At 74.4% G+C, this 23,351-nt stretch carries 24 protein-coding genes; 11 read left to right on the top strand and 13 right to left on the bottom strand.

Annotation, left to right across the window (positions count from 1 at the left end; translation table 11 throughout):
* Nucleotides 1–435 precede the first annotated feature (435 nt).
* Nucleotides 436–1,230, bottom strand: a complete 795-nt coding sequence (locus tag ABZ573_RS32010; RefSeq protein WP_358122810.1) for a DedA family protein — start codon at nucleotides 1,228–1,230, stop codon at nucleotides 436–438.
* A gap of 175 nt (nucleotides 1,231–1,405) precedes the next feature.
* Between ABZ573_RS32010 and ABZ573_RS32005 the strand changes: the two genes are divergently transcribed.
* A complete protein-coding gene (locus ABZ573_RS32005) occupies nucleotides 1,406–2,233 on the top strand; it encodes an MOSC N-terminal beta barrel domain-containing protein (protein WP_358122808.1) in 828 nt (275 codons plus the stop codon).
* Nucleotides 2,234–2,239: 6 nt separating this feature from the next.
* On the opposite strand, the gene ABZ573_RS32000 is transcribed toward ABZ573_RS32005, so the two are convergent.
* The 6 genes from ABZ573_RS32000 to ABZ573_RS31975 all read right to left on the bottom strand — a co-directional run bounded on the left by ABZ573_RS32000 (nucleotide 2,240) and on the right by ABZ573_RS31975 (nucleotide 7,695).
* Complete coding sequence (locus ABZ573_RS32000; RefSeq protein ID WP_358122806.1) at nucleotides 2,240–3,793, bottom strand: serine/threonine-protein kinase; 1,554 nt, start codon at nucleotides 3,791–3,793, stop codon at nucleotides 2,240–2,242.
* 146 nt (nucleotides 3,794–3,939) lie between these two features.
* A complete protein-coding gene (locus tag ABZ573_RS31995; RefSeq protein WP_121397865.1) occupies nucleotides 3,940–4,143 on the bottom strand; it encodes a hypothetical protein in 204 nt (67 codons plus the stop codon).
* Nucleotides 4,144–4,145: 2 nt separating this feature from the next.
* Nucleotides 4,146–5,201 carry a LacI family DNA-binding transcriptional regulator gene (locus ABZ573_RS31990; RefSeq protein WP_358122804.1) on the bottom strand — a complete coding sequence of 352 codons (1,056 nt, stop codon included), beginning with the start codon at nucleotides 5,199–5,201 and terminating at the stop codon, nucleotides 4,146–4,148.
* 281 nt (nucleotides 5,202–5,482) lie between these two features.
* On the bottom strand, nucleotides 5,483–6,331 hold the full coding sequence (locus ABZ573_RS31985; protein WP_151456398.1) for an SAM-dependent methyltransferase: 849 nt from the start codon (nucleotides 6,329–6,331) through the stop codon (nucleotides 5,483–5,485).
* A gap of 107 nt (nucleotides 6,332–6,438) precedes the next feature.
* Nucleotides 6,439–7,326 (bottom strand): helix-turn-helix transcriptional regulator, encoded by an 888-nt coding sequence (locus ABZ573_RS31980; RefSeq protein ID WP_358122802.1) that lies wholly within the window; start codon nucleotides 7,324–7,326, stop codon nucleotides 6,439–6,441.
* A 129-nt stretch (nucleotides 7,327–7,455) separates the two neighbouring features.
* Nucleotides 7,456–7,695: a DUF397 domain-containing protein gene (locus ABZ573_RS31975; protein WP_132240226.1), complete on the bottom strand. Its 240-nt coding sequence runs from the start codon at nucleotides 7,693–7,695 to the stop codon at nucleotides 7,456–7,458.
* A 260-nt stretch (nucleotides 7,696–7,955) separates the two neighbouring features.
* On the opposite strand from ABZ573_RS31975, the gene ABZ573_RS31970 reads away from it, so the two are divergent.
* Nucleotides 7,956–8,606, top strand: a complete 651-nt coding sequence (locus ABZ573_RS31970) for a GGDEF domain-containing protein (protein ID WP_151456396.1) — start codon at nucleotides 7,956–7,958, stop codon at nucleotides 8,604–8,606.
* Nucleotides 8,607–8,723: 117 nt separating this feature from the next.
* A complete protein-coding gene (locus ABZ573_RS31965; RefSeq protein ID WP_151456395.1) occupies nucleotides 8,724–9,374 on the top strand; it encodes an NAD(P)H-dependent oxidoreductase in 651 nt (216 codons plus the stop codon).
* Between the two features lie 4 nt (nucleotides 9,375–9,378).
* Here ABZ573_RS31965 and ABZ573_RS31960 read toward each other — a convergent pair whose 3' ends face one another.
* Nucleotides 9,379–9,861, bottom strand: a complete 483-nt coding sequence (locus tag ABZ573_RS31960; protein ID WP_151456394.1) for a type II toxin-antitoxin system PemK/MazF family toxin — start codon at nucleotides 9,859–9,861, stop codon at nucleotides 9,379–9,381.
* A gap of 88 nt (nucleotides 9,862–9,949) precedes the next feature.
* Here ABZ573_RS31960 and ABZ573_RS31955 point away from each other — a divergent pair, with 88 nt between their 5' ends.
* From ABZ573_RS31955 to prfH, 5 genes are all read left to right on the top strand, one after another.
* Nucleotides 9,950–10,555 carry a DUF4291 domain-containing protein gene (locus tag ABZ573_RS31955; protein WP_327028090.1) on the top strand — a complete coding sequence of 202 codons (606 nt, stop codon included), beginning with the start codon at nucleotides 9,950–9,952 and terminating at the stop codon, nucleotides 10,553–10,555.
* A gap of 80 nt (nucleotides 10,556–10,635) precedes the next feature.
* Nucleotides 10,636–11,583: a class D beta-lactamase gene (gene blaOXA, locus ABZ573_RS31950; RefSeq protein WP_327028089.1), complete on the top strand. Its 948-nt coding sequence runs from the start codon at nucleotides 10,636–10,638 to the stop codon at nucleotides 11,581–11,583.
* A gap of 25 nt (nucleotides 11,584–11,608) precedes the next feature.
* The gene (locus tag ABZ573_RS31945) at nucleotides 11,609–11,998 is read left to right on the top strand and encodes a VOC family protein (RefSeq protein ID WP_327028088.1); all 390 of its coding nucleotides are present in this window, start codon (nucleotides 11,609–11,611) and stop codon (nucleotides 11,996–11,998) included.
* Nucleotides 11,999–12,276: 278 nt separating this feature from the next.
* The gene (locus tag ABZ573_RS31940; RefSeq protein ID WP_327028087.1) at nucleotides 12,277–13,452 is read left to right on the top strand and encodes an RNA ligase RtcB family protein; all 1,176 of its coding nucleotides are present in this window, start codon (nucleotides 12,277–12,279) and stop codon (nucleotides 13,450–13,452) included.
* Nucleotides 13,449–14,138: a peptide chain release factor H gene (gene prfH, locus ABZ573_RS31935; protein ID WP_327028086.1), complete on the top strand. Its 690-nt coding sequence runs from the start codon at nucleotides 13,449–13,451 to the stop codon at nucleotides 14,136–14,138. The genes ABZ573_RS31940 and prfH overlap by 4 nt, the downstream gene beginning before the upstream one ends.
* Here prfH and ABZ573_RS31930 read toward each other — a convergent pair.
* On the bottom strand, nucleotides 14,127–14,813 hold the full coding sequence (locus ABZ573_RS31930; RefSeq protein WP_327028085.1) for a macro domain-containing protein: 687 nt from the start codon (nucleotides 14,811–14,813) through the stop codon (nucleotides 14,127–14,129). The genes prfH and ABZ573_RS31930 overlap by 12 nt on opposite strands.
* Nucleotides 14,814–15,040: 227 nt before the next feature.
* Here ABZ573_RS31930 and ABZ573_RS31925 point away from each other — a divergent pair, with 227 nt between their 5' ends.
* A complete protein-coding gene (locus tag ABZ573_RS31925) occupies nucleotides 15,041–16,657 on the top strand; it encodes an ADP-ribosyltransferase domain-containing protein (protein WP_327028084.1) in 1,617 nt (538 codons plus the stop codon).
* A gap of 10 nt (nucleotides 16,658–16,667) precedes the next feature.
* Here the strand turns inward: ABZ573_RS31925 and ABZ573_RS31920 are convergent, their stop codons facing one another.
* Nucleotides 16,668–17,246, bottom strand: coding sequence for an AAA family ATPase (locus ABZ573_RS31920; RefSeq protein WP_358122796.1), 579 nt, complete (start codon nucleotides 17,244–17,246; stop codon nucleotides 16,668–16,670).
* A 133-nt stretch (nucleotides 17,247–17,379) separates the two neighbouring features.
* Nucleotides 17,380–19,017 carry a BCCT family transporter gene (locus ABZ573_RS31915; RefSeq protein WP_327028082.1) on the bottom strand — a complete coding sequence of 546 codons (1,638 nt, stop codon included), beginning with the start codon at nucleotides 19,015–19,017 and terminating at the stop codon, nucleotides 17,380–17,382.
* Nucleotides 19,018–19,491: 474 nt separating this feature from the next.
* Here ABZ573_RS31915 and ABZ573_RS31910 point away from each other — a divergent pair, with 474 nt between their 5' ends.
* The gene (locus ABZ573_RS31910; RefSeq protein ID WP_358122794.1) at nucleotides 19,492–20,082 is read left to right on the top strand and encodes a D-alanyl-D-alanine carboxypeptidase family protein; all 591 of its coding nucleotides are present in this window, start codon (nucleotides 19,492–19,494) and stop codon (nucleotides 20,080–20,082) included.
* 31 nt (nucleotides 20,083–20,113) lie between these two features.
* The gene (locus ABZ573_RS31905; RefSeq protein WP_358122792.1) at nucleotides 20,114–21,370 is read left to right on the top strand and encodes a hypothetical protein; all 1,257 of its coding nucleotides are present in this window, start codon (nucleotides 20,114–20,116) and stop codon (nucleotides 21,368–21,370) included.
* Between the two features lie 3 nt (nucleotides 21,371–21,373).
* Here ABZ573_RS31905 and ABZ573_RS31900 read toward each other — a convergent pair whose 3' ends face one another.
* Together ABZ573_RS31900 and ABZ573_RS31895 are read right to left on the bottom strand one after the other, a co-directional pair.
* Nucleotides 21,374–22,327 (bottom strand): TauD/TfdA family dioxygenase, encoded by a 954-nt coding sequence (locus tag ABZ573_RS31900; RefSeq protein WP_358122790.1) that lies wholly within the window; start codon nucleotides 22,325–22,327, stop codon nucleotides 21,374–21,376.
* Between the two features lie 87 nt (nucleotides 22,328–22,414).
* On the bottom strand, nucleotides 22,415–23,173 hold the full coding sequence (locus tag ABZ573_RS31895) for an alpha/beta fold hydrolase (RefSeq protein WP_358122788.1): 759 nt from the start codon (nucleotides 23,171–23,173) through the stop codon (nucleotides 22,415–22,417).
* Between the last annotated feature and the right edge of the window lie 178 nt (nucleotides 23,174–23,351).

Below are 23,351 nucleotides of genomic sequence, written 5' to 3'. Positions count from 1 at the left end.
CCCACGGGCTCCACGGGCTCCACGGGCTCCACGGGCTCCACGGGCTCCACGGGCTCCACGGGCTCCACGGGCTCCACGGGCTCCACGGGCTCCACGGGCTCCACGAGTAACGGGCCACCGGGTCATCGGGTTATCGGGTCACCGGGTGGAGATCTTGGTAGAAATACGGCCCTTGGAGGGGCCGTTTTCTACCAAGATCTCCGGTAGGAGCCGGCGGACGGACGCGAGAGTGGGCCCCGCCCGGGTGTGGCCGCCGTGCCCCGGCGCAGGGATCAAGCCCGCGGGTGGACTTCCGCGTCCCGGGGCCGATCGGGATCGGGGCGGGGTGCCCGCGCCGACTGTGCAGTGCGCCTCGGCGGCGGCGCCGGATCCCGAGGGCCACCGCGGCGGGGACCCGGCGGGCGTGGTGGCGCCCGCCGTGGCCGCGCCACCGGCTCAGCGAGACAGGTCGCGGTCGGGCGCCTGCCCGTCCGAGTACGCGCTGCGGTAGATCGTGCCCCGCCCCGTCGGGTCCGGCGCGTGGGGCAGCGGGGCGGGGTCGACGGGATCGACGGCCGGCGCGCCGCGCCGCGCGCGGATGATCCGGGAGACCACGAACCAGCCGGCGGCCGCCACGCTGGCGACGATGACCACCTTCTGCAGCACGCCGGCGTACCCCTCGACGAGGTGCCAGTTGTCGCCGAGCAGGTAGCCGGCCATCACGAAGGTGGTGTTCCAGATCAGGCTGCCGAGCGTCGTGTAGACCGCGAAGGTCAGCACCGGCATCCGCTCCACACCGGCCGGGATGGAGATCAGGCTGCGGAAGATCGGGATCATCCGGCCGAAGAAGACGGCCTTCACCCCGTGCCGCAGGAACCACTCCTCGGTGCGGTCCACGTCGCTGAGCTTGATCAGCGGCAGCCGCTGCGCGATCGCCCGGATCCGATCCCGGCCCAGCGCGGCGCCGATCCAGTACAGGGCGAGGGCGCCGAGCAGCGAGCCGAGGGTGGTCCAGAAGATCGCACTGACCACGCTCATCCGGCCCTGGCCGGCGACGAAGCCGGCCAGCGGCAGGATCACCTCGCTGGGGATCGGTGGGAAGAGGTTCTCCAGGGCGACGGCCAGACCCGCGCCGGGGCCGCCGAGCCGCTCGACCAGGCCGATGACGAAGCCGACCAGTCCGTCCTCCGGCGGCGCGGCCTTTTCGGGGGCGGTGCCGGAGGCGAGCAGGGCGTGCGCGGTACGAATCATGGCCCACACGCTACGAACCGATCCTGGGAGTCCGCCAATGGGCCGGCCCTTGCGTCCCACGGACCGTCCACAGCCGCGGGGGTTCGCACTAGGGTGGCCCCGTGACGACGTGCATCACGACCGCCGGCGGGGCCCCGGTCCGGGTCGCGGTGCCCCGCGCCGGGGCGGCGGCAGGATGACCGGCCGGCTGGCGCAGCTGTGGCGTTACCCGGTGAAGTCGATGCTGGGTGAGCGGCTGCCCGCCGCCGACGTCGGCCCGGCGGGTGTGGCGGGCGACCGACGGCTGGCCCTGCGGCACCGGGACACCGGGCGGGTGGCCAGCGCGAAGCATCCCCGGCTCTGGCGCGACCTGCTCACGCTCCGCGCGGCCGGCGCCGCACCCGATGAGGTACGGATCACGCTGCCCGACGGGCGGGTCCTGTCCAGCGTGGACCCCGGCGTCGACGACGTGCTGTCCCGGGTGCTCGGCGTCCCGGTGACGCTGATCGACCGGCCGCCCGCCGGGGCGCTCCTGGACCGGGCCGACCCGGACGCGGTGCTGGCGGCCGGTCTGGCCGCCGAGGTGCCGGTCGACGCCAACCCGCTCGGGGCGGCGGCGCCGGGGACCTTCTTCGACTTCGCCCCGGTGCACCTGGTCACGACGGCCACCCTGGCCCGGGTGGCCGCCGAGCTTCCGGGCGGCACCGTCGAGGCGGTCCGCTACCGGCCCAACCTCGTGCTCGACGTCGAAGTGGACGGCTTCGCCGAGAACGACTGGGTCGGTGGCGAGCTGCGGGTCGGTCCCGAGCTGGTGCTGCGGGTACTCGCCCCGACCCCGCGGTGTGCGGTGCCGACCCTGGCGCACGGGTCGCTCCCCCGGCAGGCCGAGGCGTTGCGTGTCCCGGCCCGCCTCAACCGGGTCGCGCCGCTGCCGCAGCTCGGCGCGCAGCCGTGCGTGGGCGCGTACGCGCAGGTGGTGCGGGGTGGCCGGGTGGAGCAGGGGTCCGCGGTCGAGGTCGGCTGAGCCGGTTCAGTCGTCGTCCTCGTCGTCGTCCGGCGACGGCGTGTCGATCCGGTCGAGCAGGGCGTCGAGTCGGGCCGCCGTGTCGGGCGGGAGCTGCCCTTCCTCGGCCGCCTCGGCGAGGCGCTCCCGCAGCTTCTCGACCCGCTTGGCCCGGTCCTTCTCCTTGCCCCGGCTCAGGTCCGCGAGCTTGTCCCGCAGCCCCTCGACCGTCTTGCGGTCGATCTCGCCGCGGGCCTGCGCCCAGGCGAGCACCGCGGCGAACTCGGCGACGAACTGCGGCAGGCCGACCGGGTCGGGCCGCGCGGTCACCGGCGGCGGGGCGGAGGTCCTGGGCGGCGGCGTCGGCCTGGCCGAGGTCGGCTTGCCGGTCGGTGTGCCGGTGACGGGGGCCGCCGCCGGTGGCGGGCTTCCGCCGTCGCCGATGACGAGCGCGCCGACGAGCCCGACGAGCAGCGCGACGCCGACGGCGACCAGCGCGGTGACGGGCCTGTTGCGCGTGGTCCCCGCGCCGCCGGCCGGGGCGGGACGGCCGGTGCGGGCGGCCACGGGGTGGCGCCCGCCCGGCGGGGCGGGGTACGGCACCCCCGCGCGGCCGGTGGGGTTCGGGGACGGCGGTGAGCGGTCGATCAGGGTCGGCGGGTGCTCGGCGCCTGCCGACGAAGGGGCAGTCGCGGACGATGCGCCGGCGGACGGCGCCGGCAGGACGGCCGCGGGCGGGTGGGCCGACGCCCCGGCGGCGAAGCGGGTGGCGAGCTGGGCCGCGCCCGGCCGGCGCGCCGGATCGGTGGCCAGGCAGGCCAGGGTCAGCTCGGCGATGTCGGGCGGCAGCCCGGGGACCTGCGGGGGCGGCACCGGCGGGTGCCCGGCGTGCACCTCCAGCGCGTCCTCCCAGGTCTGCACGGGCAGTGGGGCCCGGCCGGTGAGGGTGCGGTAGAGCAGCGCGCCGAGGGCGTAGACGTCGCTGGCCGGGTTCGGCGGCCCGGGCCGCATCCGCTCCGGGGCGAAGTACGCGGGCGTGCCCATCAGCAGTTCGCCGGTCTGTCCCGCCCGCGGGTGGTGCGGCCCGGCGAGCGCGGCGATGCCGAAGTCGAGCACCTTGGCGCCGGTCTCGGTGAGCATCACGTTGCCGGGCTTGACGTCGCGGTGCACCACGCCGATGCGGTGGGCGGCGGCGAGCGCCGCGGCGATCTGGCCGGCCATCCGCACCGCCTCCGGCCAGGGCAGCGGCCCGGCGGCGAGCCGGTCGGCGAGGTTGCGCCCCTGCACCAACTCCATCACCAGGTACGGGACGACGATGCCGCCGTCCAGGGCCGCCTCGCCGTAGTCGTACACCTGGGTGACGTGCGGGTGGGTCAACCGCGCGGCGGCGCGGGCCTCGCGCTGGATGGTGGCCCGCAGTTGCGGGTCGGTGGCGAACTCCCGGGTGAGGGCCTTGACGGCGACGGGCCGGTGCAGCACCTCGTCGTCGGCGCGCCACACCTCGGACATCCCGCCGAGGCCGATGCGCTCGCGCAGGACGTAGCGGTCGTGCAACCGCAGGGTGGGCGAGAACGGCGACATAGCCGTTCAGTCTGCCCTGCCGGCGGGGTCGGCCACCAGCGCGGTGCCCGGTTGCGGGCCGGTCGTCGCGGTTCGGGCGGCGACGACCGGCCCGCACCGATGGTCAGGAGCAGCGGCTGCGGCGGGCGACCGGCCCGCAGCGACGGTCAGGAGCAGCGCGGCGCGGCGGCGACCGGCGGCGGCTGGATGCGGTCGGCGAGCCGGCGCAGGACGCCGGCGGCGGCCAGCCGGGTGGGTGCGAGTCGCGCGACGCGGGGCCGCTCCGGGCGGACGGGGGCGTCCGGCCGGGCGGAGTTGACGTGTCGGGTCACCGCGTCGACGGCGAGGACGAAGCCGGTGGGCTGTTCCATGGTCAGCTCCCTGGGACGGGTCCGGTGGAGGACCGGACGACGAGTGCGGTGGGTAGCAGGACGTGGCCGGCCGCCGGGTCGGCGGGCGGGTCGAGCAGGAGCCGGGCGGCGATGCGCCCCTTCTCCTCGGCTGGTTGCCGCGCGGTGGTGAGGCCGGCGGTGGCGGCCTCGGCGATGTCGTCGAAGCCGGTGACCGACACGGGCGGCCGGCCGGCCTCGGCGAGCGCGTCGAGGACGCCGAGGGCGAGCACGTCCGCGCAGGCCAGTACCGCCGTGGGCGGTTCGGGAGCGGCGAGGGCGGCGGCGACGGCCGTGGCGCCCGCCGACCGGCTGTTGTCGGTGGCGGCGAGCACGGTCAGCTCGGACCAGGCGACGCCGACCTCGGCGAAGGCGTCGGCGAACCCGGCCAGCCGCGCCCGGGTCGTCGGGTGGGCGACGTCGGCCACGTCGGCGAGGCGCAGTTCGCCCGGCGCCGCGCCGGGGCGCACGGCGTCGCCGAGCAGGGCGACCCGCCGGTGCCCGAGCCCCGCCACGTGGGCGGCGACGGCCCGGGCGGCGGCCCGCTCGTCGATGCCGACGTAGCGGTCGTCGGGGCCGGCGTCGTCGCGGGGGGCGGTCGTGACGACGGGCAGGCCGCGCTCGCGGAGCACGTCGACGACCCAGCCCTCGTCGCCGACGCAGTAGACGCAGAAGCCGTCGACGGCGGCGTTCTCCACGGCCCGCCGCGCGGCGGGCTCGTCGGGCGGCAGCGGCACGAGCAGCAGGGTGGTGCCGTGCCGCTCGGCCGCCTCGGCGACGCCGGCCAGGAAGCGGACCGCGAAGGGGTCGGTGAAGGCGTACGACAGCCGCGACTCGAAGAGCACTCCGATGGCGCCCACGTACCCGCGCCGCAGCGACCGGGCGGTGGGGTTGGGGCCGGGGTAGCCGAGCTGCCGGGCGGCGTCCAGGATCCGCTGGCGCAGGGCGGCGGAGAGCTGGTCGGGTCGGCTGTAGGCGTTGGAGACGGTGCTGCGGGACACGCCGACGGCGTCCGCGACTGCTTGCAGGGTCGGCTTCACCGCGCCCCTCTCTGCATCGATTCAGACTGGATCGATACAGAGACTAGGCGGAGCGGGCCGCCCTCGTCAACGCCACAGGCGGCGATCCGGCTCGGGACCGCACGCGACAGGAACACCGACGCGGCCCACCACGCCGCCCGGCCACGGTGACGTCGAGTGCGGGGGCGACGTCGAGTGCGACTCCGCGCGGCAGCACAGGGCGACGTCGAGGGTGACCCCGCGCAGCAGCAGCGCCGGCCCGGACCGTGGTGGTCCGGGCCGGCGGGCGCGCAGGTGTGCGGTCAGCCCTTGCGGGCCACCGCGCCGTACATGCTGACCTCGGCCGCCGCCGGGCGGGGCTGCGGCGCGTCCTCGGCACGCCACTCGGCGACCGACGTGACGCCGGGCTCCAACAGCTCCAGCCCGTCGAAGAACCGGGTGAACTCGGCCCGGGTACGCAGATTGATCAGGCCGTGCGGGCTGCCGCCCCGGGCCGCCGCCTTCGCCTCCTGCGCCACGTGCGGGGGGAGGTAGTCGTGGGTGGCGTGCGAGGCCGCCAGGTAGCTGCCCGGCGGCAGCGCGTCGAGCAGCCGTGTGACCACGGCGTACGGGTCGTCGTCGTCGCCGACGAAGTGCAGGATCGCGACCAGCATCAGGGCGACCGGCCGGGACAGGTCGATGGTGCGCAGCAGGTCGGGGTGGCGCAGGATCCGCTCCGGGTCGCGCAGGTCGGCGTCGATGTAGGCGGTGGCGCCCTCGGGCGAGCTGGTCAGCAGCGCCCGGGCGTGCGCGAGCACGATCGGGTCGTTGTCGACGTAGACCACCCGCGACTCGGGGGCGATCGCCTGCGCGACCTCGTGGGTGTTGTCGGCGGTCGGAATGCCGGTGCCGATGTCGAGGAACTGGCGGATGCCCTCCTCCCGGGCGAGGTGCCGCACGGCCCGCTGGAGGAAACGGCGGTTCTCCAGCGCGGCGGTGCGGATGGTCGGGAAGGACGCCGCCACCATGTCGCCGGAGTCCCGGTCGGCCTGGAAGTTGTCCTTGCCGCCGAGCCAGTAGTTGTACCGGCGCGCGGGGTGGGCCACCGAGGTGTCGATGCGGTCGCTCGGGTGGGCGGGGCCGGTCGTCGTACCCGGGGCATCGGTGGTCAAGGCAGCCTCCACGACTCTGCGCCACCCGCGACCGGGGGCGTCCGTCCACTGTCGCCGGTCGGCGACCATGGTAGCCGCACCGCTGTCCGGGCGAGGCCCCGCCGGGGTCACCCCGGGTAGAGGTCGTCCAGGATCGCGCCGAGGATCTCCGGCGTACGCTCCGGCGGCTCGGCCTCCACGCAGAGCCGTTCCATTGCGACCGCGTAGTAGTCGAGGTCGTCGCGCTTGTCGAGGTAGAGCGCGCTGGTGAGCTGTTCGATGTAGACGATGTCGGGTAGTTCCCGGTCACCGAAGCGCAGGATGGTGAAGGCCCCGCCCGCGGCGGCGTGCCCACCGGCGGCGAACGGGATGACCTGGAGCCGGATGTTCGGCGACTTGGTGGCCTCGATCAACGCCGCCACCTGCTCGCGCATCACCCGCGGGCCGCCGATCGGCCGGCGCAGCGCGGCCTCGTCCACCACCGCCCAGAGCTGCGGCGGGTTCTCGCGGTGCAGCAACCGCTGGCGCTGCATGCGCAGTGCGACCCGACGCTCGATCTCCGCCGGTGCGGCCCGACCGTGCCCGAGCAGCACCACCGCCCGGGCGTACTCCCAGGTCTGGAGCAGGCCGGGGACGAACTGGACCTCGTAGCTGCGGATGAGCGCGGCGGCCGCCTCCAGCCCGAGGTACGACTGGAACCAGTTCGGCAGCACGTCGCCGTAACGGTGCCACCAGCCCGGGCTGTTGGCGTCGCGGGCGAGCTTGAGCAGCGCCTCCCGCTCCTCGGACGCGGTGACGCCGTAGAGGGTGAGCAGGTCCGCGACGTCGCGTTCCTTGAAGCCGACCCGGCCCAGCTCCATCCGGCTGATCTTCGACTCGGAGGCGCGGATCTCCCAGCCGGCGCCCTCCCGGGTCACCCCGCTGGACTCGCGCAGCCGGCGCAGTTGGGCGCCGAGCAGCATGCGCAGCACGGTCGGGCCGGTCCCCGGACCGCCCTCGGCGGGACCCATCGTCACAGCCGACCTCCACATGCCGGTTCGTGCCGACCAGATGCCCTAGCGCGGCCGACGGGTAAGCATGCCATGAACCGTGAGTGAGGTGAACTTCTTCGGTGCGGACAATTCGCCCCGGTCGCCGGGGCGCGGTCAGGCGATCAGGTTGTCGAAGTCCCCGTCGCGCGCGCCGAGCACGAAGGCGGCGATCTCGTCCACCGTGTAGATCAACGCCGGCCCCTCCGGGTGCCGGGAGTTGCGCAGGGCGATGCCGGCGCCGCCGGGCAGTTCGGCCAGCTCGACGCAGTTGCCGCTGGGATTGCTCCGGCGGCTCTTCTGCCAGGCGAGCGGGGGCAGCTGGGTGGTGGGAACGCCGTTCGGAGGCTGCTGCATGGACGTCTTTCTCTCGCGAGCCCCGCGATGCCGGGCAGCGGTGCCTGATGAGGGGGCACGATATCGACGAAGGGCTTCCTGCACGTGCATCTGCTATTGCATCTGCACCGGACAGCGAGCATGATAACGCACGTGGACAGTGCCCATCTGTTCACTCTGAGTCACCGACCTGGGGCTGCCACCAGGACGGACGGGGCCCGACACGCGGGCGCGGACCGCCGCGCGCGGGGGCCGGCGGCAACGTGCTGATGGGAGGTCTCGTGCCGGATCCGTTGACCATCGCGTCCGGCATCTGTGCCGCCGGGGCACTCGTCACCTCCTGGCAGCTGCGGCGCCGCGCGATCCAGGCCGAGGTCGAGATCAGGCACCTCCAGGCCGAGCTCGCCGCCGAGCGGCACGCCGCCAGCCACGACCCCCTGACGGGCCTGCCCAACCGCCGCGCGTTCTACCGCCTGGCCGCCACGCTGCTCACCGACGCGGCCGGGCAGCCGCTGATCGCCGTGGTGCTCGACCTCGACGACTTCAAGCAGATCAACGACAGCTACGGCCACGCCGCCGGCGACCAGGTGCTGGTCAGCGTCGCCCAACGGCTCGCCGCCTTCGCCGGAGACAACCTGGTCGCCCGGCTCGGCGGCGACGAGTTCGCCGGGCTGCTGGCCAGCCCCACGATCGACCGGCGGTGGATCGAGCACGCCACCCGGCGGCTCTGCGACAGCCTCGCCGCGCCGATCCCGCTGGGCGGGCTCAGCGTCCGGGTGACCGCCTCCGTCGGGCTCGCCCCCGTCACCGGGCCCGCGCAGCTCACCGAGGCACTCGACCGGGCCGACGCCGCCATGTACCGGGCCAAGAGCCTCGGAGTGGCCCGCCCGCCCCGGCAACTCGTCGACAGCGCCCACCTGGCGGAGTGCTGAGCCCGCAGGCCCACGCCAGCGGACCGCCGGTCGGGACACGACGCGTTTCGACGTGTCTCGCGCCGGTTGCCGGGTATGCCGGCAGGGTCAGCGCGCACCGGCCGAGGGAGGAACACCGTGACGAGCATCCGGGCCCTGGTCCTGAACTGCACCCTCAAGCGGTCCCCCGCCCCGTCGAGCGCCGAGGTGCTCGGGCGCGAGGTGCTCGACGCCCTCGCCGACCAGGGCGTGGCGGGCGACCTGATCCGGGTCGTCGACCACGACGTGCGCTTCGGCGTCTCCACCGACGAGGGCGACGGCGACGGCTGGCCGGTCATCCGGTCCAGGCTGATGGCCGCGCAGATCCTCGTCATCGCCACGCCGATCTGGCTCGGTCAGCCGTCCGCCGTGTGCAAGATGGTCCTCGAACGGCTCGACGCCGAACTCTCCGAGACCGACGCCGAGGGCCGGCTGCTCACCTACGGCAAGGTGGGCGGGGTCGCGGTCGTCGGCAACGAGGACGGCGCGCACCACACCATCGGCGAGGTCCAGCAGGCCCTCAACGAGGTCGGCTTCACCTGCCCCGCGGCGGGCGCCACCTACTGGGTCGGCGAGGCGCTGCACAAGGTGGACTACATCGACGCCCGGCCCAAGCCCGAGACCACGGGACGCACCACCAAGGCGTTGGCGCTCAACAGCGCGCACCTGGCCCGGCTGCTGGCCGAGCAGCCGTACCCGCCGCCGGACACCCGCGACGCCGGGATCGGCCCGAGCCGCGAGCCGGCCTGACGGGTCAGCGCCAGCCGTAGCCGGCGCGCAGGGCCTGCCCGACCCGGTCGAAACGGGCCCGGTCCAACACGGCGCCCTCCCGGCGGATGCCGTCCTCCCGCATGGTCAGCACCCGGTCCAGCCGCACCCAGCTCGGCCGGTTGTCCCGGTCCCACTCGCCCGGACCGAGCGCCAGCCAGTGCCGCTGCCCGTCCCGCTCGCTCTGACTGGACAGCATCAGCCCGAACAGCGTCCGGCTGTGCCGGCCCACCACCAGCACGGGGCGGTCCTTGCCCTGACGCGGGTCGTCCTCGTACTGCACCCAGGTCCAGACGATCTCGCCCGGATCGGCGTGCCCGTCGAGCTCCGGGGCGTACGCCAACTGCCGACGCTGCAACGCCGCGACCTGGCGGGGGCGGGCGACCTGCGCCGGGCCCGGCCCGGGCCGGCGCGGCGACGGGATCACCCCGCCGATACGGGCCGCCACACTCCTGAGAAGACCTGCCACGACCGGCAGCCTATCCCCCACCGGGGCCGCCGGCCCGGGCGGGACAATCCGATGGACCGGGCCCGGACGATCGGCCAGGATCGGCGCCATGCAGGTCCCCGTCCACCAGGTTCGCGCCCGCTTCACCGCCGACACCGTGACCGTGTACCAGGCGTACCCGCCGGAGATCGCCCGCCCGGCGCTGGCCGCCGGCCGCTTCGTGCCGCCGTTCAAGCGGGAACGGATGACCTGGATCAAGCCGTCGTTCCGCTGGATGATGTACCGCTGCGGCTGGGGCACGAAGCCCGGGCAGGAGCGGGTGCTGGCCGTCGAGATCACCCGCGCCGGCTTCGAGTGGGCGCTGACCAACTCGTGCCTGAGCAGCTTCGAGCGCGACCGCCACCAGGACCGGGAGGACTGGTCGCGACGGCTGCGGGCCAGCCCGGTGCGGGTGCAGTGGGACCCGGAACGGTCGCTGCGCCTGGCCCCGCTGCCGCACCGGTCCCTACAGGTGGGGCTCGGCGGCGAGGCGGTGCGCCGGTACGTCGACGAGTGGCTGGTCGGTCTCACCGACGTGACCCCGACCGCCCACGCGGTGCGCGCGGCGCTCGACGCCAGCGACGACACCGCCGCCGGGGCGCTGCTGCCCCCGGAGCGCCCCTACCCGCTGCCGCCCGACGTGGCCGCCGTGATCGGCGCGACGGCGGAGCCGTGAGCCGACCGACGGGGCGATGCCGTACCCCCGGGACGTGCTTGACTGGGGCGTCTGCGCCGGCACGGACAGAGGCGGTGGCGGTGGTCTTCGAGTCACGGACGCGGTCCCTGCCCGCGCGACCGACGGCGGTCCGCGCGGGCGCCCGGCGGCGGGTCGCGGGCACCGCGGTCGTCGTCCTGCTCCTGCTGGCCGGCGCGACCGGTTGCACCGGCAGCGGGCGTCCGCAGCCGCCGCCGGCCGGCGCCGCGTCCGCCACCGCCGCGACGGGTCCGTCCCCCACGCCGACCGTGCCGGCGGTCGAGGTCCGCGACGACCTGGCGGGCCTGTTCCGGCAGGCCGGCCTCCGGGGCACCTTCGTGATGTACGACGTGACGGCCGGGCGCGTCGTCATGGTCGACCGGGCGCGGGCCGAGCGGCGCTTCGTCCCCGGCTCGACGTTCAAGATCGCGCACAGCCTGATCGCGCTGGAGACCGGCGTGGTGCGCGACGAGCGGGAGAAGGTCCCCTACGGCGGTCGGCCGCAGCGCGTCGCCGCCTGGGAGCGGGACATGGGGCTGCGCGACGCGGTCCGGGTCTCCAACGTGCCGGTGTTCCAGGAGCTGGCCCGACGCATCGGGCCGGACCGGGAGCGGGAGTGGCTGCACCGGCTCGGCTACGGCAACGGCCAGGTCGGGCCGGCCGTGGACCGGTTCTGGTTGGACGGGCCGCTGGAGATCTCGGCCGACGAGCAGGCGCGGTGGCTGGCCCGGCTGGTCCGGGGCGAGCTGCCGGCCGGCCGGGGGCACCAGGCCACCGTCCGGGACATCCTGCGCCTGGAGCGCACCGCCGAGTACGCCCTCCACGGCAAGACCGGCTGGACGGACGCCACCGACCCGGGCACGGGATGGTGGGTCGGCTGGGTCGAGCGCGGCGACCAGCTGTATTGCTTCGCACTCAACGTGGACGTCCACACGGACGGCGACGCCGACAAGCGCCTGCCGCTGGGCCGGCAGCTGCTGCACCGCCTCGGCGCCCTGCCCGCCCCCTGACCGTCCGCCCACCGGAGGAGCCCTGATGGCCGACGCCGACACCGAATTCCACAAGATCATTCCGACGCTGCCCGTGCGCGACGTGTCGGCGTCGGTCCGCTGCTACGTCGACACGCTGGGCTTCACCCTCGGCGGCCGGATGGGCGAGGAGTTCGCCTCGGTGTTCCGGGGCGAGGTCGCCGAGGTCAACATCTACCTGCGGCGAAGTCCGGGCGCGTTCACCCCGGCGGAGTGCTTCGTCATGGTCACGGATCCCGACGCGCTGCACGCCGCGTACGCCCGGCGGAACGTGACCGTCGTCGAACCGCCGCGAGACACCGAGTGGGGATACCGGCAGTTCACCATCGCGGACCCGGACGGCCACCTGCTGCACCTCTTCCGCCATCTCGACCGGGCGGGAAGCGTCCCCGACTGAGAACGGTCCGGCGGCAGGCCCGCACCGCGCCGACGCCGGCCACAGCCGACGGCGCAGCGGGGCCGGCGGCGACGACCCACGGCCATGAGGCGGAACCCCTGGCAGGGCGTCGAACAGGTCGCCGGCGCGGCGGAAAGTCGGTTGCCGCACCCGGTCGGCTCCGCAACAGTGTCGTCCATGACGTTCTGACGGGCAGCATCCCCATCGCCGAAGCGCGCGGCACCGACCGGTGTCGTGGTGCCGCGCGTCCATGCCGTCTTAGCGAGAAGCGAGCGTCCTTGTCTCCGCACCAGTCCCCGCCGCAGTCCGCCCCCGCCACCGTCACCGTGTTCGCCTCCCCCACGAGCTGGATCGAGTCCGAGGCCCTGACGCAGTGCCAGCAGGTGGCCGCCCTTCCCGGCATGATCCACGTCGCCGCCATGCCGGACCTGCACCCGGGCAAGGGTGCCCCCATCGGCGCCGCCATGGCGTCGACCGTGCTGTACCCGTTCCTGGTGGGCTCCGACATCGGCTGCGGCATCGCCGTGTTCCCCATCCGGCTCAAACGTGCCGTGCCGGAGCGGCTCGCCGCCCGGTTCCCCGACCTCGACCGCCCCCTCGACCCCGGGCGGGACGCCGACGACCCCGCCTGGGCCGTCGTGGCGGGCGACATTCCCGCCGGCCACGTCGACGGGCTCGGGACGGTCGGTCGCGGCAACCACTTCGTCGAGCTGGCGCGCGTCGACACGGTCTTCGAGCCGGGCCACGCGAGCCGGCTCGGGCTCGACGCGGGCGACCTCGTGCTCATCGTCCACACCGGCTCCCGGGGGCTGGGCGAGCGGATCCTGCGGGTGCACACCGAGGCCCACGGCGCGGGCCCCGCCCCTGATCCCGCCGCCTACCTGGCGGCGCACGACGACGCCGTACGGTGGGGCTCGCTCAACCGGCGGCTGCTGGCCGCCCGGGTCGCCCACGCCCTGGGGGCCGAGCCCACCGAGCCCGTCGTCGACCAGTGCCACAACCTGGTGGAGGTCCACGACGGGGTCTACCTGCACCGCAAGGGCGCGGCGCCGGGCGACGGCCGCGACGTGCTCGTCGCCGGCACCCGGGGCACCGCCTCCTACCTCGTGGCCGCCCACGCCGGCCCGGACGCCAACCACTCGGTGGCGCACGGCGCGGGCCGCAAGATGTCCCGCGCCGACGCCCTGCGGCGCAGCCGGGCCAAGCACACCGTCGAGGAACTGCGGCGCACCCCGGTGGGGTCGCTGGTGGTGTGCGGCGACCGCCAACTGCTCTTCGAGGAGGCGCCCACGGCCTACAAGCGCATCGAACGCGTGATCACGGATCTCGTCGACCACGACCTGGCCACGCCCGTGGCCACCACGGTCCCCCTGGTCACCTACAAGACGCCCGACGCCGGGTCCACCACCCGGTCCGACCGCGGCGACGACCGCCGCAAGCGGGGCCGGCGATGAGCCTGCACCTGCTCGTGTCCGCCGGGCGCGGCCCGCAGGAGTGCGCCTGGGCGCTGGCCCGGCTGCTGCACCGCCTGGAGACCGAGGCCGCCCGGCGGGGCCTGACGACCCACCGGGTCCGCACCGTGCCCGGCGAACGGCCCGACACCTACCGGTCGGCACTGATCCGGATCTCCGGCGACGACGCCGAGGCGTTCGCCGCCTCGTGGACCGGCACCCTGTGCTGGCAGGCCCCCAGCCCCTACCGGGCGAGCACCGGCCGGAAGAACTGGTACGTCGTCGCCCGACCGTGCCAGCTCGACAGCCCGACCACGGCGTTCGCGGAGGCGGACGTCGACATCGTGGCCTGCCGTACCGGCGGCCCCGGCGGCCAGCACCGGAACAAGGTCAGCACGGCGGTGCGGGCGACCCACCGCCCGTCGGGCATCGTCGTGGTGGTCGACACCGAACGGCACTTCAGCCTCAACCGGCGCCTCGCCATCCAGCTGCTGCGACAGCGGATCGCACGCGACGACCAGACCGCCGAGCGCGCCGCCGACACGGCCCGATGGCGCATCCACGACGAACTCGTCCGCGGCGACCCCACCCGCGTCGAACGCCCGGAACCGTCGGGGCGGGAGGCGGGCCCACCGCAGCGGGCACGCCGCGGGCGCTCGCCCCGCCGCCGGGACGCCTCAGCCCCGTGAACGGCGGGCGCCGGCCACCGTCGGCACCGTCACCCGCACACGCTCCTCCTCCGGGCGGCTGTCGATGTCGTCGAGCTGCGTGCGGATGGTCCTCCGCAGGTCGTCGTAGTCGCGGAAGTGGTAGTCGTTGAACAGCGTGTAGCCGGTCCACATCAGGTTGGCGCAGACCCGCGCCGGCACCCGGCCGGTCGCCGCGCCCATGCCGACCAGCGCCACCGACGCGATGCTGCCCGGCTCCCTCTCGTTCTGCGTGTGGATGGCCTGGAACGCGGCGGCGCAGGCCAGCGCCACGTTCAGCGTCTCGCTGACGTCCTGCGCCGACTGCTCCATGGTCGGGGTCGAGATCAGGAACCTGGGGTTGGTGGCCCCCGACGGCACGCAGACGGCGCTGCCCACCGGCATCGCCGCGCCGAACTGGTCGCGGATCGCCCGTTGGACGCGCAGTTGGATCCCCGCCCCGAGGTGCCGCTTGACGACCGCGTCGACGCCGCCGTCCATCCGCCCCCGCGAGTTGGTCGGGCTGACCCAGGCGTCGGCCTGCCGGGTGAGGATCGACCCCTTGTGGATCTCGACCTCGGGGGTGTCGGCGAACGCCGCACGCCACGCCTGCACCACATTCGCGTTGACGTCCGTCAGCACCACCCTGAGCAGCGGCTTCTCGCGGTCGAGGGTCATGGTTCACTCCGGTGGGGAAGAGGTTGTCTCCGACGTGGAGCACGCTATCGCCGCCCACCGACAACCGTCCGCGTCGCGCCACACACGGCGCCCGGCACCCGAACCGCCGGCGCTGGGGGCCGCGCCGGTCGCCGGCGCCGTAACTGTCGCCCGCTGGCGGCAGAATGCCCCCACCTCGATCACCCGTGCCGTCGGACCGGCACGGCCCGCCACTCCGGGAGCCCGCGATGAGCGACACCACCGCCCCCACCCCGCCCGACCCGAACGACCCGCTGGCCCTCGCCGACCTGTTCACCGGCGGCGGCGAGCCGTGGCTGCCGCTGGTCAAGCCGGTCATCGAGGCGCAGCCGGGCGCCGCCACCTTCATCGGCCCGGGCCGCAGCCCGATGGTCGTGCCCGTGCGGGAACTGACCTTCCAGGCGCTCAAGCCCCACCCGCCGCACAAGTGGAAGGTCGTCGTCTTCGGGCAGAACCCCTACCCGCGCAGCGAGAGCGCCACCGGCATCGCCATGTTCGACAACACCTTCCACGACTGGAACGACAGCCAGTTCGGCAGGGTCGTCACCATCCGCTGCATCATCAAGGCGGCGGCGATGTGGAAGCACGGCATCGCCAAGAAGACGCCGATCGCCGACATCCGTGCCCTGCTGCGCGAGCACGACACGGTGCAGCCACCGGAGTGGTTCCAGGCGATGCTCACCCAGGGCGTGCTGCTGTTGAACGCGGCGCTCACCGCCAGCGGCGACGGGGCGATGGCCACCGACCGGCACACCGCGTTCTGGCGGCCGGTCGTCGAGGCTCTGGTCGAGGAGATCCTGAAGGCCAAGCAGCACGCCGACGAGGAGGACCGGGGCGTGGTGTTCGCGTGGTGGGGCGCGCACGCGCGCAGCCTCAAGCGGGTGGTGCAGCGGCTCGAGAAGAAGTACCCGGGCGTGGAGGTCCGCCACCTCGACCACCCCAATCCGGCGGCGCAGGGCGACATCTTCTGCGACGGGAACCACTTCGCCGACGTCAACGAGGCGCTCAGGACGCTGGGCGCCGACGAGATCGACTGGCTGCCCCGCAAGGGATGGAGCGGATCGGCGGCGCACGCGGGCGGCACCGACACGGGCACGGCCGAACGCATGGGGGCGTTCATCGCCTCCACCATGGAGTTGCACAAGCTCTACCTCGAGCGGCTCGCCAGCGTCAAGGACGAGGGGCTGGCCCTTCCCGCGATCACCGGCGTGTCCGCCACCCCGCTGATGGACTTCCGTGCGGCCGTCGCCCCGGTGGCCGCGCTGCTGCCCGGGCTCGACTGGCACGTCGAGCAGTCACACCGGTTCGGCGAGAAGCAGGTCGACGGCGGGGCCGACGCCCTCTCCGCCGACGAGGTCGCAGCCCTCTACCTCTACACCTGCGAGTCGGCCTTCTACCGGCAGATCAACGCCACGCTGCGCCACCCGGACCGTGGCCGGATCGTCCCGTACCTGCCGTACCTTCGGCTGCTGTTCTCGGCCGTGTCACGGCTCCCGGCCCGCACGGAGCCGCTGTGGCGCGGGGTGTCGCTGGATCTGCGGGCGCAGTACCCGCTCGGGCAGACCGTGACGTGGTGGGGCGTCTCGTCGTGCACGTCGAAGCTCGGCGTGGCCCAGGCGTTCCTCGGCGGTCGCGGCAAGCGGACGCTCTTCGAGGTGCTGCCCGTGCGGGCCGTGGGCATCCGGCGGTTCTCCGCCTTCACCGGCGAGGAGGAGGTCATCCTGGCCCCCGGCACGCAGCTCACGGTGACCGACGTGAAGGCGGAGCGCAACGGACTGTGCACCGTCCGGCTGACGGAGCTGGCCGAGGAGCGCATGGTGGCGTGAGCGGCGGCGGCTAGCTGAGGCAGGCGAGGAGTTGGCGGTAGGCCTCGTCCTCCCTGCCGTGCTCGCTGCGCACCACGCTCGTCCCGGGCCGGGCGGCGACGACGGCGAGCAGCCGGTCGTACATCGCCGCCAGCTCGGTGGTCCCGCCATGCCGGTCGAGCAGGCGCTGGGCGTCGAGATGCGCCGGATCCGTGGAGGTGCGGCTGCGTTCGGCGAACCGCCACAGCGCGTTCTCCTTGCCGTCGAGCAGGACGATCTCGTGGAACCGGGCGCCGGTGTCGTGCGCCACGCGCTCGGCCTGTTCGATGAACTCGGGACGGCCGAGGAACTGCGGGATGATCACGTCGTGGCGGCCGGCCAGGTGTGCCCGGGCCGCCGCCAGCGTGACGGCGCGGGCGAGGAGACCGGCGGGACCGGCATGATCACGCCACCGCCCGATGAGGTCACGGATCCGGTCGATGTCGAGGTCGAGCGCGAGGGGGTGGTCCTCGACGTACCTGCGGGCCAGCGTCGACTTGCCGCAGCCGGGTGGCCCGTTGAGCACGATCAGGCGTGGCGCCCGCGCGGCAGCCGGCTGGGCCTGGGTCACGACACGCCTCCTCGCTCGGCCCGGCGCCGCCGGGAGGCGCCGCCCGTACGGACGTCCACGATGGTACGGAGCCCACGTGCGGCGTGGGCCGTCCCCGGGTTCGGAGGGACGGCCCGCGCCGCACGCGCCGGGGTCAGGAGGACTCGGGCCTCGTGGCGGCCGGTGACGTGCCGGCGGACACGAGGGCCCGCAGTTCCGGGGCCATCGTGGCGCTGTCCGGCTCGCGCCGCAGCTCGCGGAGCAGGCCGACGACCATGCCGACCATGACGAACAGGAACGGCAGCGCGGCGAGGATGGTCAGCGACTGCAGGGCGGACAGTCCGCCGGCGAGCAGCAGCACCGCGGCCACCAGGCCGGTCAGCACGCCCCACATGGAGACGAGCCAGGCCTTCGGCTCCAGGCTGCCGCGCGAGGAGAGCGTGCCCATCACCACCGAGGCGGCGTCGGCGCCGCTGACGAAGAAGAGCGCCACCAGCACCATGACCAGGATCGCGGTGACGGTGAAGAACGGGAACTCCCGCAGGACCGCGAAGAGCGCCGCCTCCGGGCTCTCCTTCACCGCGGCCGACAGGTCGGTGCCGTTGAGTTGCAGGTTGATGGCCGTACCGCCGAACACCGAGAACCAGACGAAGCTGACGAGGCTCGGGATGGCCACCACACCGAGGACGAACTGGCGGATGGTGCGGCCCTTGGAGATGCGGGCGATGAAGGCGCCGACGAACGGGGTCCAGGAGATCCACCACGCCCAGTAGAAGATGGTCCAGCCCGCCATCCACTGCTCGCCGCCGAAGGCGCCGGTGCGGAAGCTCATCGGGATGAGGTCGTAGAGGTAACCGCCGGTCGACGCGGTGAGCGTGTTGAGGACAAAGACCGTCGGGCCCACCACGAGCAGGAAGAACATCAGCGCCACCGCGAGCACCATGTTGGTGTTCGACAGGAACTGGATGCCCCGCTTGACGCCCGTGACGGCGGAGACCACGAACGCCACGGTGAGCACCGCGATGATGCCGATCGCCAGTGGGGTGGACTTCGGCACGTCCCAGAGGTTCGTCAGGCCGCTGTTGATCTGCAGGGCGCCCAGACCGAGGGAGACGGCCGACCCGAACAGCGTCGCGAAGATCGCGAAGATGTCGATTGCCCGGCCGGGTCCCCGGTTGGCGCGCTCCCCGATGAGCGGGAAGAAGGCGCTGCTGATCAGGCCGCGCCGGCCCTTGCGGAAGGTGAAGTAGGCCAGCGCGAGGCCCACCACGGCGTAGATCGCCCACGGGTGCAGCGCCCAGTGGAAGAAGGAGTACTCCATGGCCACCCGCGCGGCCTGCGGGGAGTTCGGTTCGTTGAGGCCACGCGGCGGGGTCGCCAGGTGCGACAGCGGCTCGGCGGCGCCCCAGAACATCAGGCCGATGCCCATGCCGGCGCTGAACATCATCGCCACCCAGGAAACGGTGGAGAACTCGGGCTCGTCGTCGTCGCGGCCGAGCTTGATCCGGCCGTACCGGCTGAGCGCCAGCCAGACCGACAGCACCACGAAGCCGGTGCTGGCCAGCACGAAGACCCAGCCGAACGACCGGACCACCCAGTCGAGCGCGGTGTCGGTGACCGAGGCGAGGTTGTCGGTGGCGACGATGCCCCACGCGACGAAGAGAACGGTCACCGCGGCGGCGACGCCCAGCACCGTCCGGTCGATGCCCTGCGCCGGGCGGCCAGGCTCAGGTGGTGCGTCGCCCGGCGGGGTGTTGTCGTCGGTTGCCGGACCTGTCGCGGACACGGTCATGGTCTGTGGACCTCCGTGGGCTCCCCCGGTCCGCGGGCCGCGTTCCCGGCTCCGCGCGCGCCGGTCGGCCCGCATGTCGGGTTGTCCCGCGCCCCGTCCGGGGCCCGGGAACTCGGAAAGTTGTCGCCGCCGGTGCCGACGTCGTTCCGGCGGGCGTACGGGTCGGCCGGGGCTCGGCCGCCACGGACGTCGGCGACGACCGGCGATCACTCTCGGCGTCGATGTTGGAGGTGACCCTGCGGTCTCATGACAGTCCGGTGACAAAACCGACCGACCCGCGACCACGCGCTGAGTAGTCGTACTCAGGCCGGCGCGTGACGGTTGCGGAATTCTGACTCCATGATTCCGGTCGATGACGTGGAGTGCCACGGGTCAGGGGCATCGACGAGGCGACGGCCTCCCGGTCGACGGCGGGCGCCGGCCGGGCCACGGATCAGGTCCGTCGTCGTCCGCCTGGCCCGGCAGACGAACATCATGAGCGCGGCCCGGTCCGCCCGGCGCCGCGATCGCGTGTACCAGGCCGTCACGCTGACTCTCGCGGTGGGGCTCCTGCCGGTGGCGGTCATCGTCGCGCGCGGCCGGGCGAAGCATGTGGCCTGCCAGTGGGCACTGGCGACGCGATTTCCGGCCGAGGACCTGACCGGCCTGACGCCCGCCACGCGCGCGGCCTTCGAGGCCGCCCGGGCGCAGGCCCTCTGGCGCGACGGTGAGTTGATCGGGCTCACGTCCGGGCACCGAACCGCCGAGGAGCAGGCACGCCTGTTCGCCGAGGCGGTCCGGTGCGCCGGGTCCCCGGAGGCGGCCCGGCTGCGGGTACTGCCGCCGCACGAGTCGCGGCACGTCGCGGGCACGGCCCTCGACGTACGGCCCGCTGAGGGCGCGCGCTGGTTGGAGACGTACGGCGCGCGCCACCATCTGCACCGGGTGTACGACAACGAGTGGTGGCACTTCGAGTACCGACCCGGTCGTCGCCCCGAGCGGCTGCCCCACCCGGGTGCCTCGACGCCCCCGACCGTGGTCCCCGCCCGGCCGTCGCGGCTGGTGCGGCTGACCGACAGGAGGTGACGGCGGCCCGCCGAGCGGGCACAGTGAAGCGGTGACCACCGACATCCGTACCCCCCTGGCCCGCTACGCCGACCGCCTGCACGCCGTGATCGGCGACGGGCACCACGTCGCCTCCCCGCTCGGCGCGTGGCTGCTGCTGGCGCTCGCCGCACCGGCCGCCACCGGCCCGACCCGCACCGCCCTGGAGGAGACGCTCGGCACCGACGCGGAGACCGCCGCGCGGGCGGCCCACGCCCTGGTGGCCGCGCCACACCCCCTGGTGCCCTCGGCGACCGCGTTCTGGCACCGACCCGGGATCGAGACGACCGGGCTCGACGGATGGCGGGCGACCCTGCCCGCGTCGACCGCCACCGGACCGGTGCCGGAACAGGACGCCCTCGACGCGTGGGCCCGGACCCACACCCTCGACCTGATCAGGAAGTTCCCGCTGACGGTGACGCCGCAGGTGCTGCTCGTCCTGGCCAGCGCCCTGGCCACTCGGATCTCCTGGGAGGACCCGTTCGAGGTGGCGCCGGCGGGCGCGCTCGGGCCGGGCAGTTCCTGGACCGGCCGGCTGCGCCGGGTGCTGCGCAGCCCCGAGTACGGCCACCAGTGCTGGATCACCGACACCGTGCGGGCCGGCACCGTGGCCGCCCACGCCGCCACCGCCAAGCCGGCGCGGACCGCCGAGGGCACGGCCGGGCTGTCGGTGGTCTCGGTCGCGGCGGCGCCCGAGGTGCCGGCCGGGGACGTCCTCGCCGCCGCCCACGAGGTGGCGGCGGCGGTCGCCACCACCTCGCCGGACCGCCTTCCGGCGGATCGGCGTTCCCTGTTCGACGTCCCGCTGGGCGACGGCCCGATCTGGACCGTGCGTGAGGAGCCGACCCGCACGAACGCGCCGGACGGCCGGGAGGAGCGGCTCACGGCCGTACTGCCGTGCTGGTCGGCCAGGAGCCGGCACGAGCTGGCCGCCCCCGGGTCGGGCTTCCCCGCCGTCGCGGAGGTCTTCGGCGAACTGCTGGGCGCCCCGGGGCTGAAGTTCGAGGCGGCACAGGCCGCCATGGCCCGCTACGGCCGGTACGGCTTCGAGGCGGCCGCCGTCACCGGATTCGCCATGCTCGAGAGCCTTCCGCCGGAGGGGGTGGCCCGGGTGGCCGAGTTGCGCTTCGGCCACCCGTACGCCGTGGTCGCGGTCGCCACCGACAGCCGGGCCGGCGGCACGACCGGCCCGTGGCACGGGCTGCCGGTCTTCTCCGCCTGGGTCGCAAACCCGGAGGAGCTGCCGGAGACCGACGTCGCCGACCGGTAGGCGTCACCTGCCGTCGGCCGCCACGGGGTCGTGCGGCTCGGCCATCGCGACGGCGATCTTGCGAGGGCCGGTGAACGGCTCCCGGCCGTGCGCGGCGGTCATGTTGTCCACGACCAGCACGTCGTCGCGCCGGTAGTCGAAGCGGACGCTGGCCGCCCGGTACGCGGCCCGCAGGTGGTCCATGACGTCGGCGGGTATCTCGCCGCCGTCGCCGTAGTACGTGTTGGCCGGCAGCCCGTCGGTGCCGAACATGGCCAGCAGCCCCTCCTGGAGGTCCTTGGCGAGGGTGCTCACGTGGAAGAACGTGGCGTGGTTGAACCAGCGCGGGGTGTCCGAGCCGGGCCGGTGGTGCACGACGTCGCGCACCGCGCGGGTACGCAGCCCGCCGCCGCCCCGCCACTCCAGCTCGATCCGGTTCGCCGCCGCGTACGCCTCGACCTCGGCCCGGTCGTCGGTGCCGAAGACGTGCTGCCACGGAGTGCCGAAGTCACCGTGGAAGTTGCGCACCAGCATCCAGCGGCGGCGGACGAACTCCTCGCGTACCGCCGGATCGATCTCGGCGTACACCCGGCGGACGTCGGCCAGCGGGGTGGCGCCGCGCGTCTGCGGCGCGGTGATGCAGTAGAAGAACAACGTCAACGGCCAGCGGGCCTGGTACGAGTTCTCGTTGTGCAGGAAGATCTCCTCGTTCGGCGGGTAGTCGGTCGAGGTGTAGACCCGGCCGGCGATGGCGTGCCGGGGCGACGAACGCTCGGTGTAGACCAGTGGCTCGCCGGACAGCGCCCGTACCGCCCGGTCGAAGCCCTCGACGCCGCCGACGTCGAACCCGCGGAACAGCAGCCCGCCGTGCTCGACCAGGTCCGCCCGCAGCTCCGCGCGGCGGGCGGCGATCAGCTCGGTCAGCTCGCGGCCGTCGTTCTCGACGACGATCGGCAGCGTGGCGATCCGATCACTCATGCTCTCTCTCCTGTCGTCGCCCGCCGTCACTGCGGGTGGCCGCGGGACAGCGGGATGGCGGCCCGGACGGCGGCCGTGGCGGGCGGCTCACCCGTGCTGGCGGGTGGCCGCGTCGGTGCGGGCGGCGGTGAGGTCCGCCCGGATCACGGCGAGCAGGTCGGGCAGCCGCTCGTTGAGGAAGAAGTGCCCGCCGTCGATCTCGTGCAGGGTGAAGCCGGCGGCGGTGTGCTCCCGCCAGTCGGCGCTGTGCTCCCGGTAGACGGTGTCGTCGCCGCGCCCGCTGAACGCCACGATCGGCATCGGCAGCGGCTCCTCGGGGGTGTAGCGGTAGTCGTCCACCCGGGCGAGGTCGGCGCGCAGCAGGGGCAGCAGCAGCTCGACCAGCTCCGGGTAGTCCAGCAGCCCCGCCGGCAGTCCGCCGCCGGCCGCCAGGCGACGCAGCAGTTCGTCGTCGTCCACCCGGGACAGCCCGTCGAAGTGGCTGGGCGCGCTGACGTGCGGGGCGCGGGCGCCGCCGACGTAGAGCCGCAGCGGCAGCGGACGCCCGGCGCGGCGCAGCTCGCGGACGACCTCGAAGGCGACCCGGCCGCCCATCGAGTGGCCGTAGATCGCGTACGGGCCACGGGCCCGCTCGGCGATGGCGTACGCGACGTCGACGACCTTGAACACCGGGTTCTCGCTGATCCGGTTCTCGCGGCCGGGCAGTTGCACCGGCAGCACCTCGACGTCGGGGCCGAGCTCGTCCTGCCAGCGCCGGTAGACGGTCGCGCCCCCACCCGCGTAGGGCAGGCAGAAGAGTTGGACCGGCGCCGGGTGCCAGCCGCCGGCGGAGAGGAACCAGGTCACCGCGCGCCTTTCGTCGAGAGGGGCCGCTCCGGTGCCGCTGGCGCCGGAACGGGTGGTGGGTCGCTCCGGCGCGCCGGAGCGACCCGGGGGGGGGCGCCCGCCGAGGCCACGGCGGGCCGCCCGCGCTCGGGCCGACCCCCAAGCACCCGGGGGGGCCACCTGATATGCCGATAACTTG

It is taken from the genome of Micromonospora sp. NPDC007220, assembly GCF_040634035.1.
In the GTDB taxonomy this organism is placed as follows: domain Bacteria; phylum Actinomycetota; class Actinomycetes; order Mycobacteriales; family Micromonosporaceae; genus Micromonospora; species Micromonospora reichwaldensis.
The sequence above is the reverse complement of the archived record's forward strand: the minus strand, read 5'-3'. Positions and strand labels throughout refer to the sequence as shown.

Bases quoted from the DNA above. Each gene is read 5' to 3' on its own strand.
- ABZ573_RS32010 (WP_358122810.1), bottom strand. From the start codon at position 1,230: ATGATTCGTACCGCGCACGCCCTGCTCGCCTCCGGCACCGCCCCCGAA.
- ABZ573_RS32005 (WP_358122808.1), top strand. From the start codon at position 1,406: ATGACCGGCCGGCTGGCGCAGCTGTGGCGTTACCCGGTGAAGTCGATG.
- ABZ573_RS32000 (WP_358122806.1), bottom strand. From the start codon at position 3,793: ATGTCGCCGTTCTCGCCCACCCTGCGGTTGCACGACCGCTACGTCCTG.
- ABZ573_RS31995 (WP_121397865.1), bottom strand. From the start codon at position 4,143: ATGGAACAGCCCACCGGCTTCGTCCTCGCCGTCGACGCGGTGACCCGA.
- ABZ573_RS31975 (WP_132240226.1), bottom strand. From the start codon at position 7,695: ATGCAGCAGCCTCCGAACGGCGTTCCCACCACCCAGCTGCCCCCGCTC.
- ABZ573_RS31955 (WP_327028090.1), top strand. From the start codon at position 9,950: ATGCAGGTCCCCGTCCACCAGGTTCGCGCCCGCTTCACCGCCGACACC.
- ABZ573_RS31945 (WP_327028088.1), top strand. From the start codon at position 11,609: ATGGCCGACGCCGACACCGAATTCCACAAGATCATTCCGACGCTGCCC.
- prfH (WP_327028086.1), top strand. From the start codon at position 13,449: ATGAGCCTGCACCTGCTCGTGTCCGCCGGGCGCGGCCCGCAGGAGTGC.
- ABZ573_RS31930 (WP_327028085.1), bottom strand. From the start codon at position 14,813: ATGACCCTCGACCGCGAGAAGCCGCTGCTCAGGGTGGTGCTGACGGAC.
- ABZ573_RS31925 (WP_327028084.1), top strand. From the start codon at position 15,041: ATGAGCGACACCACCGCCCCCACCCCGCCCGACCCGAACGACCCGCTG.
- ABZ573_RS31915 (WP_327028082.1), bottom strand. From the start codon at position 19,017: ATGACCGTGTCCGCGACAGGTCCGGCAACCGACGACAACACCCCGCCG.
- ABZ573_RS31910 (WP_358122794.1), top strand. From the start codon at position 19,492: ATGAGCGCGGCCCGGTCCGCCCGGCGCCGCGATCGCGTGTACCAGGCC.
- ABZ573_RS31900 (WP_358122790.1), bottom strand. From the start codon at position 22,327: ATGAGTGATCGGATCGCCACGCTGCCGATCGTCGTCGAGAACGACGGC.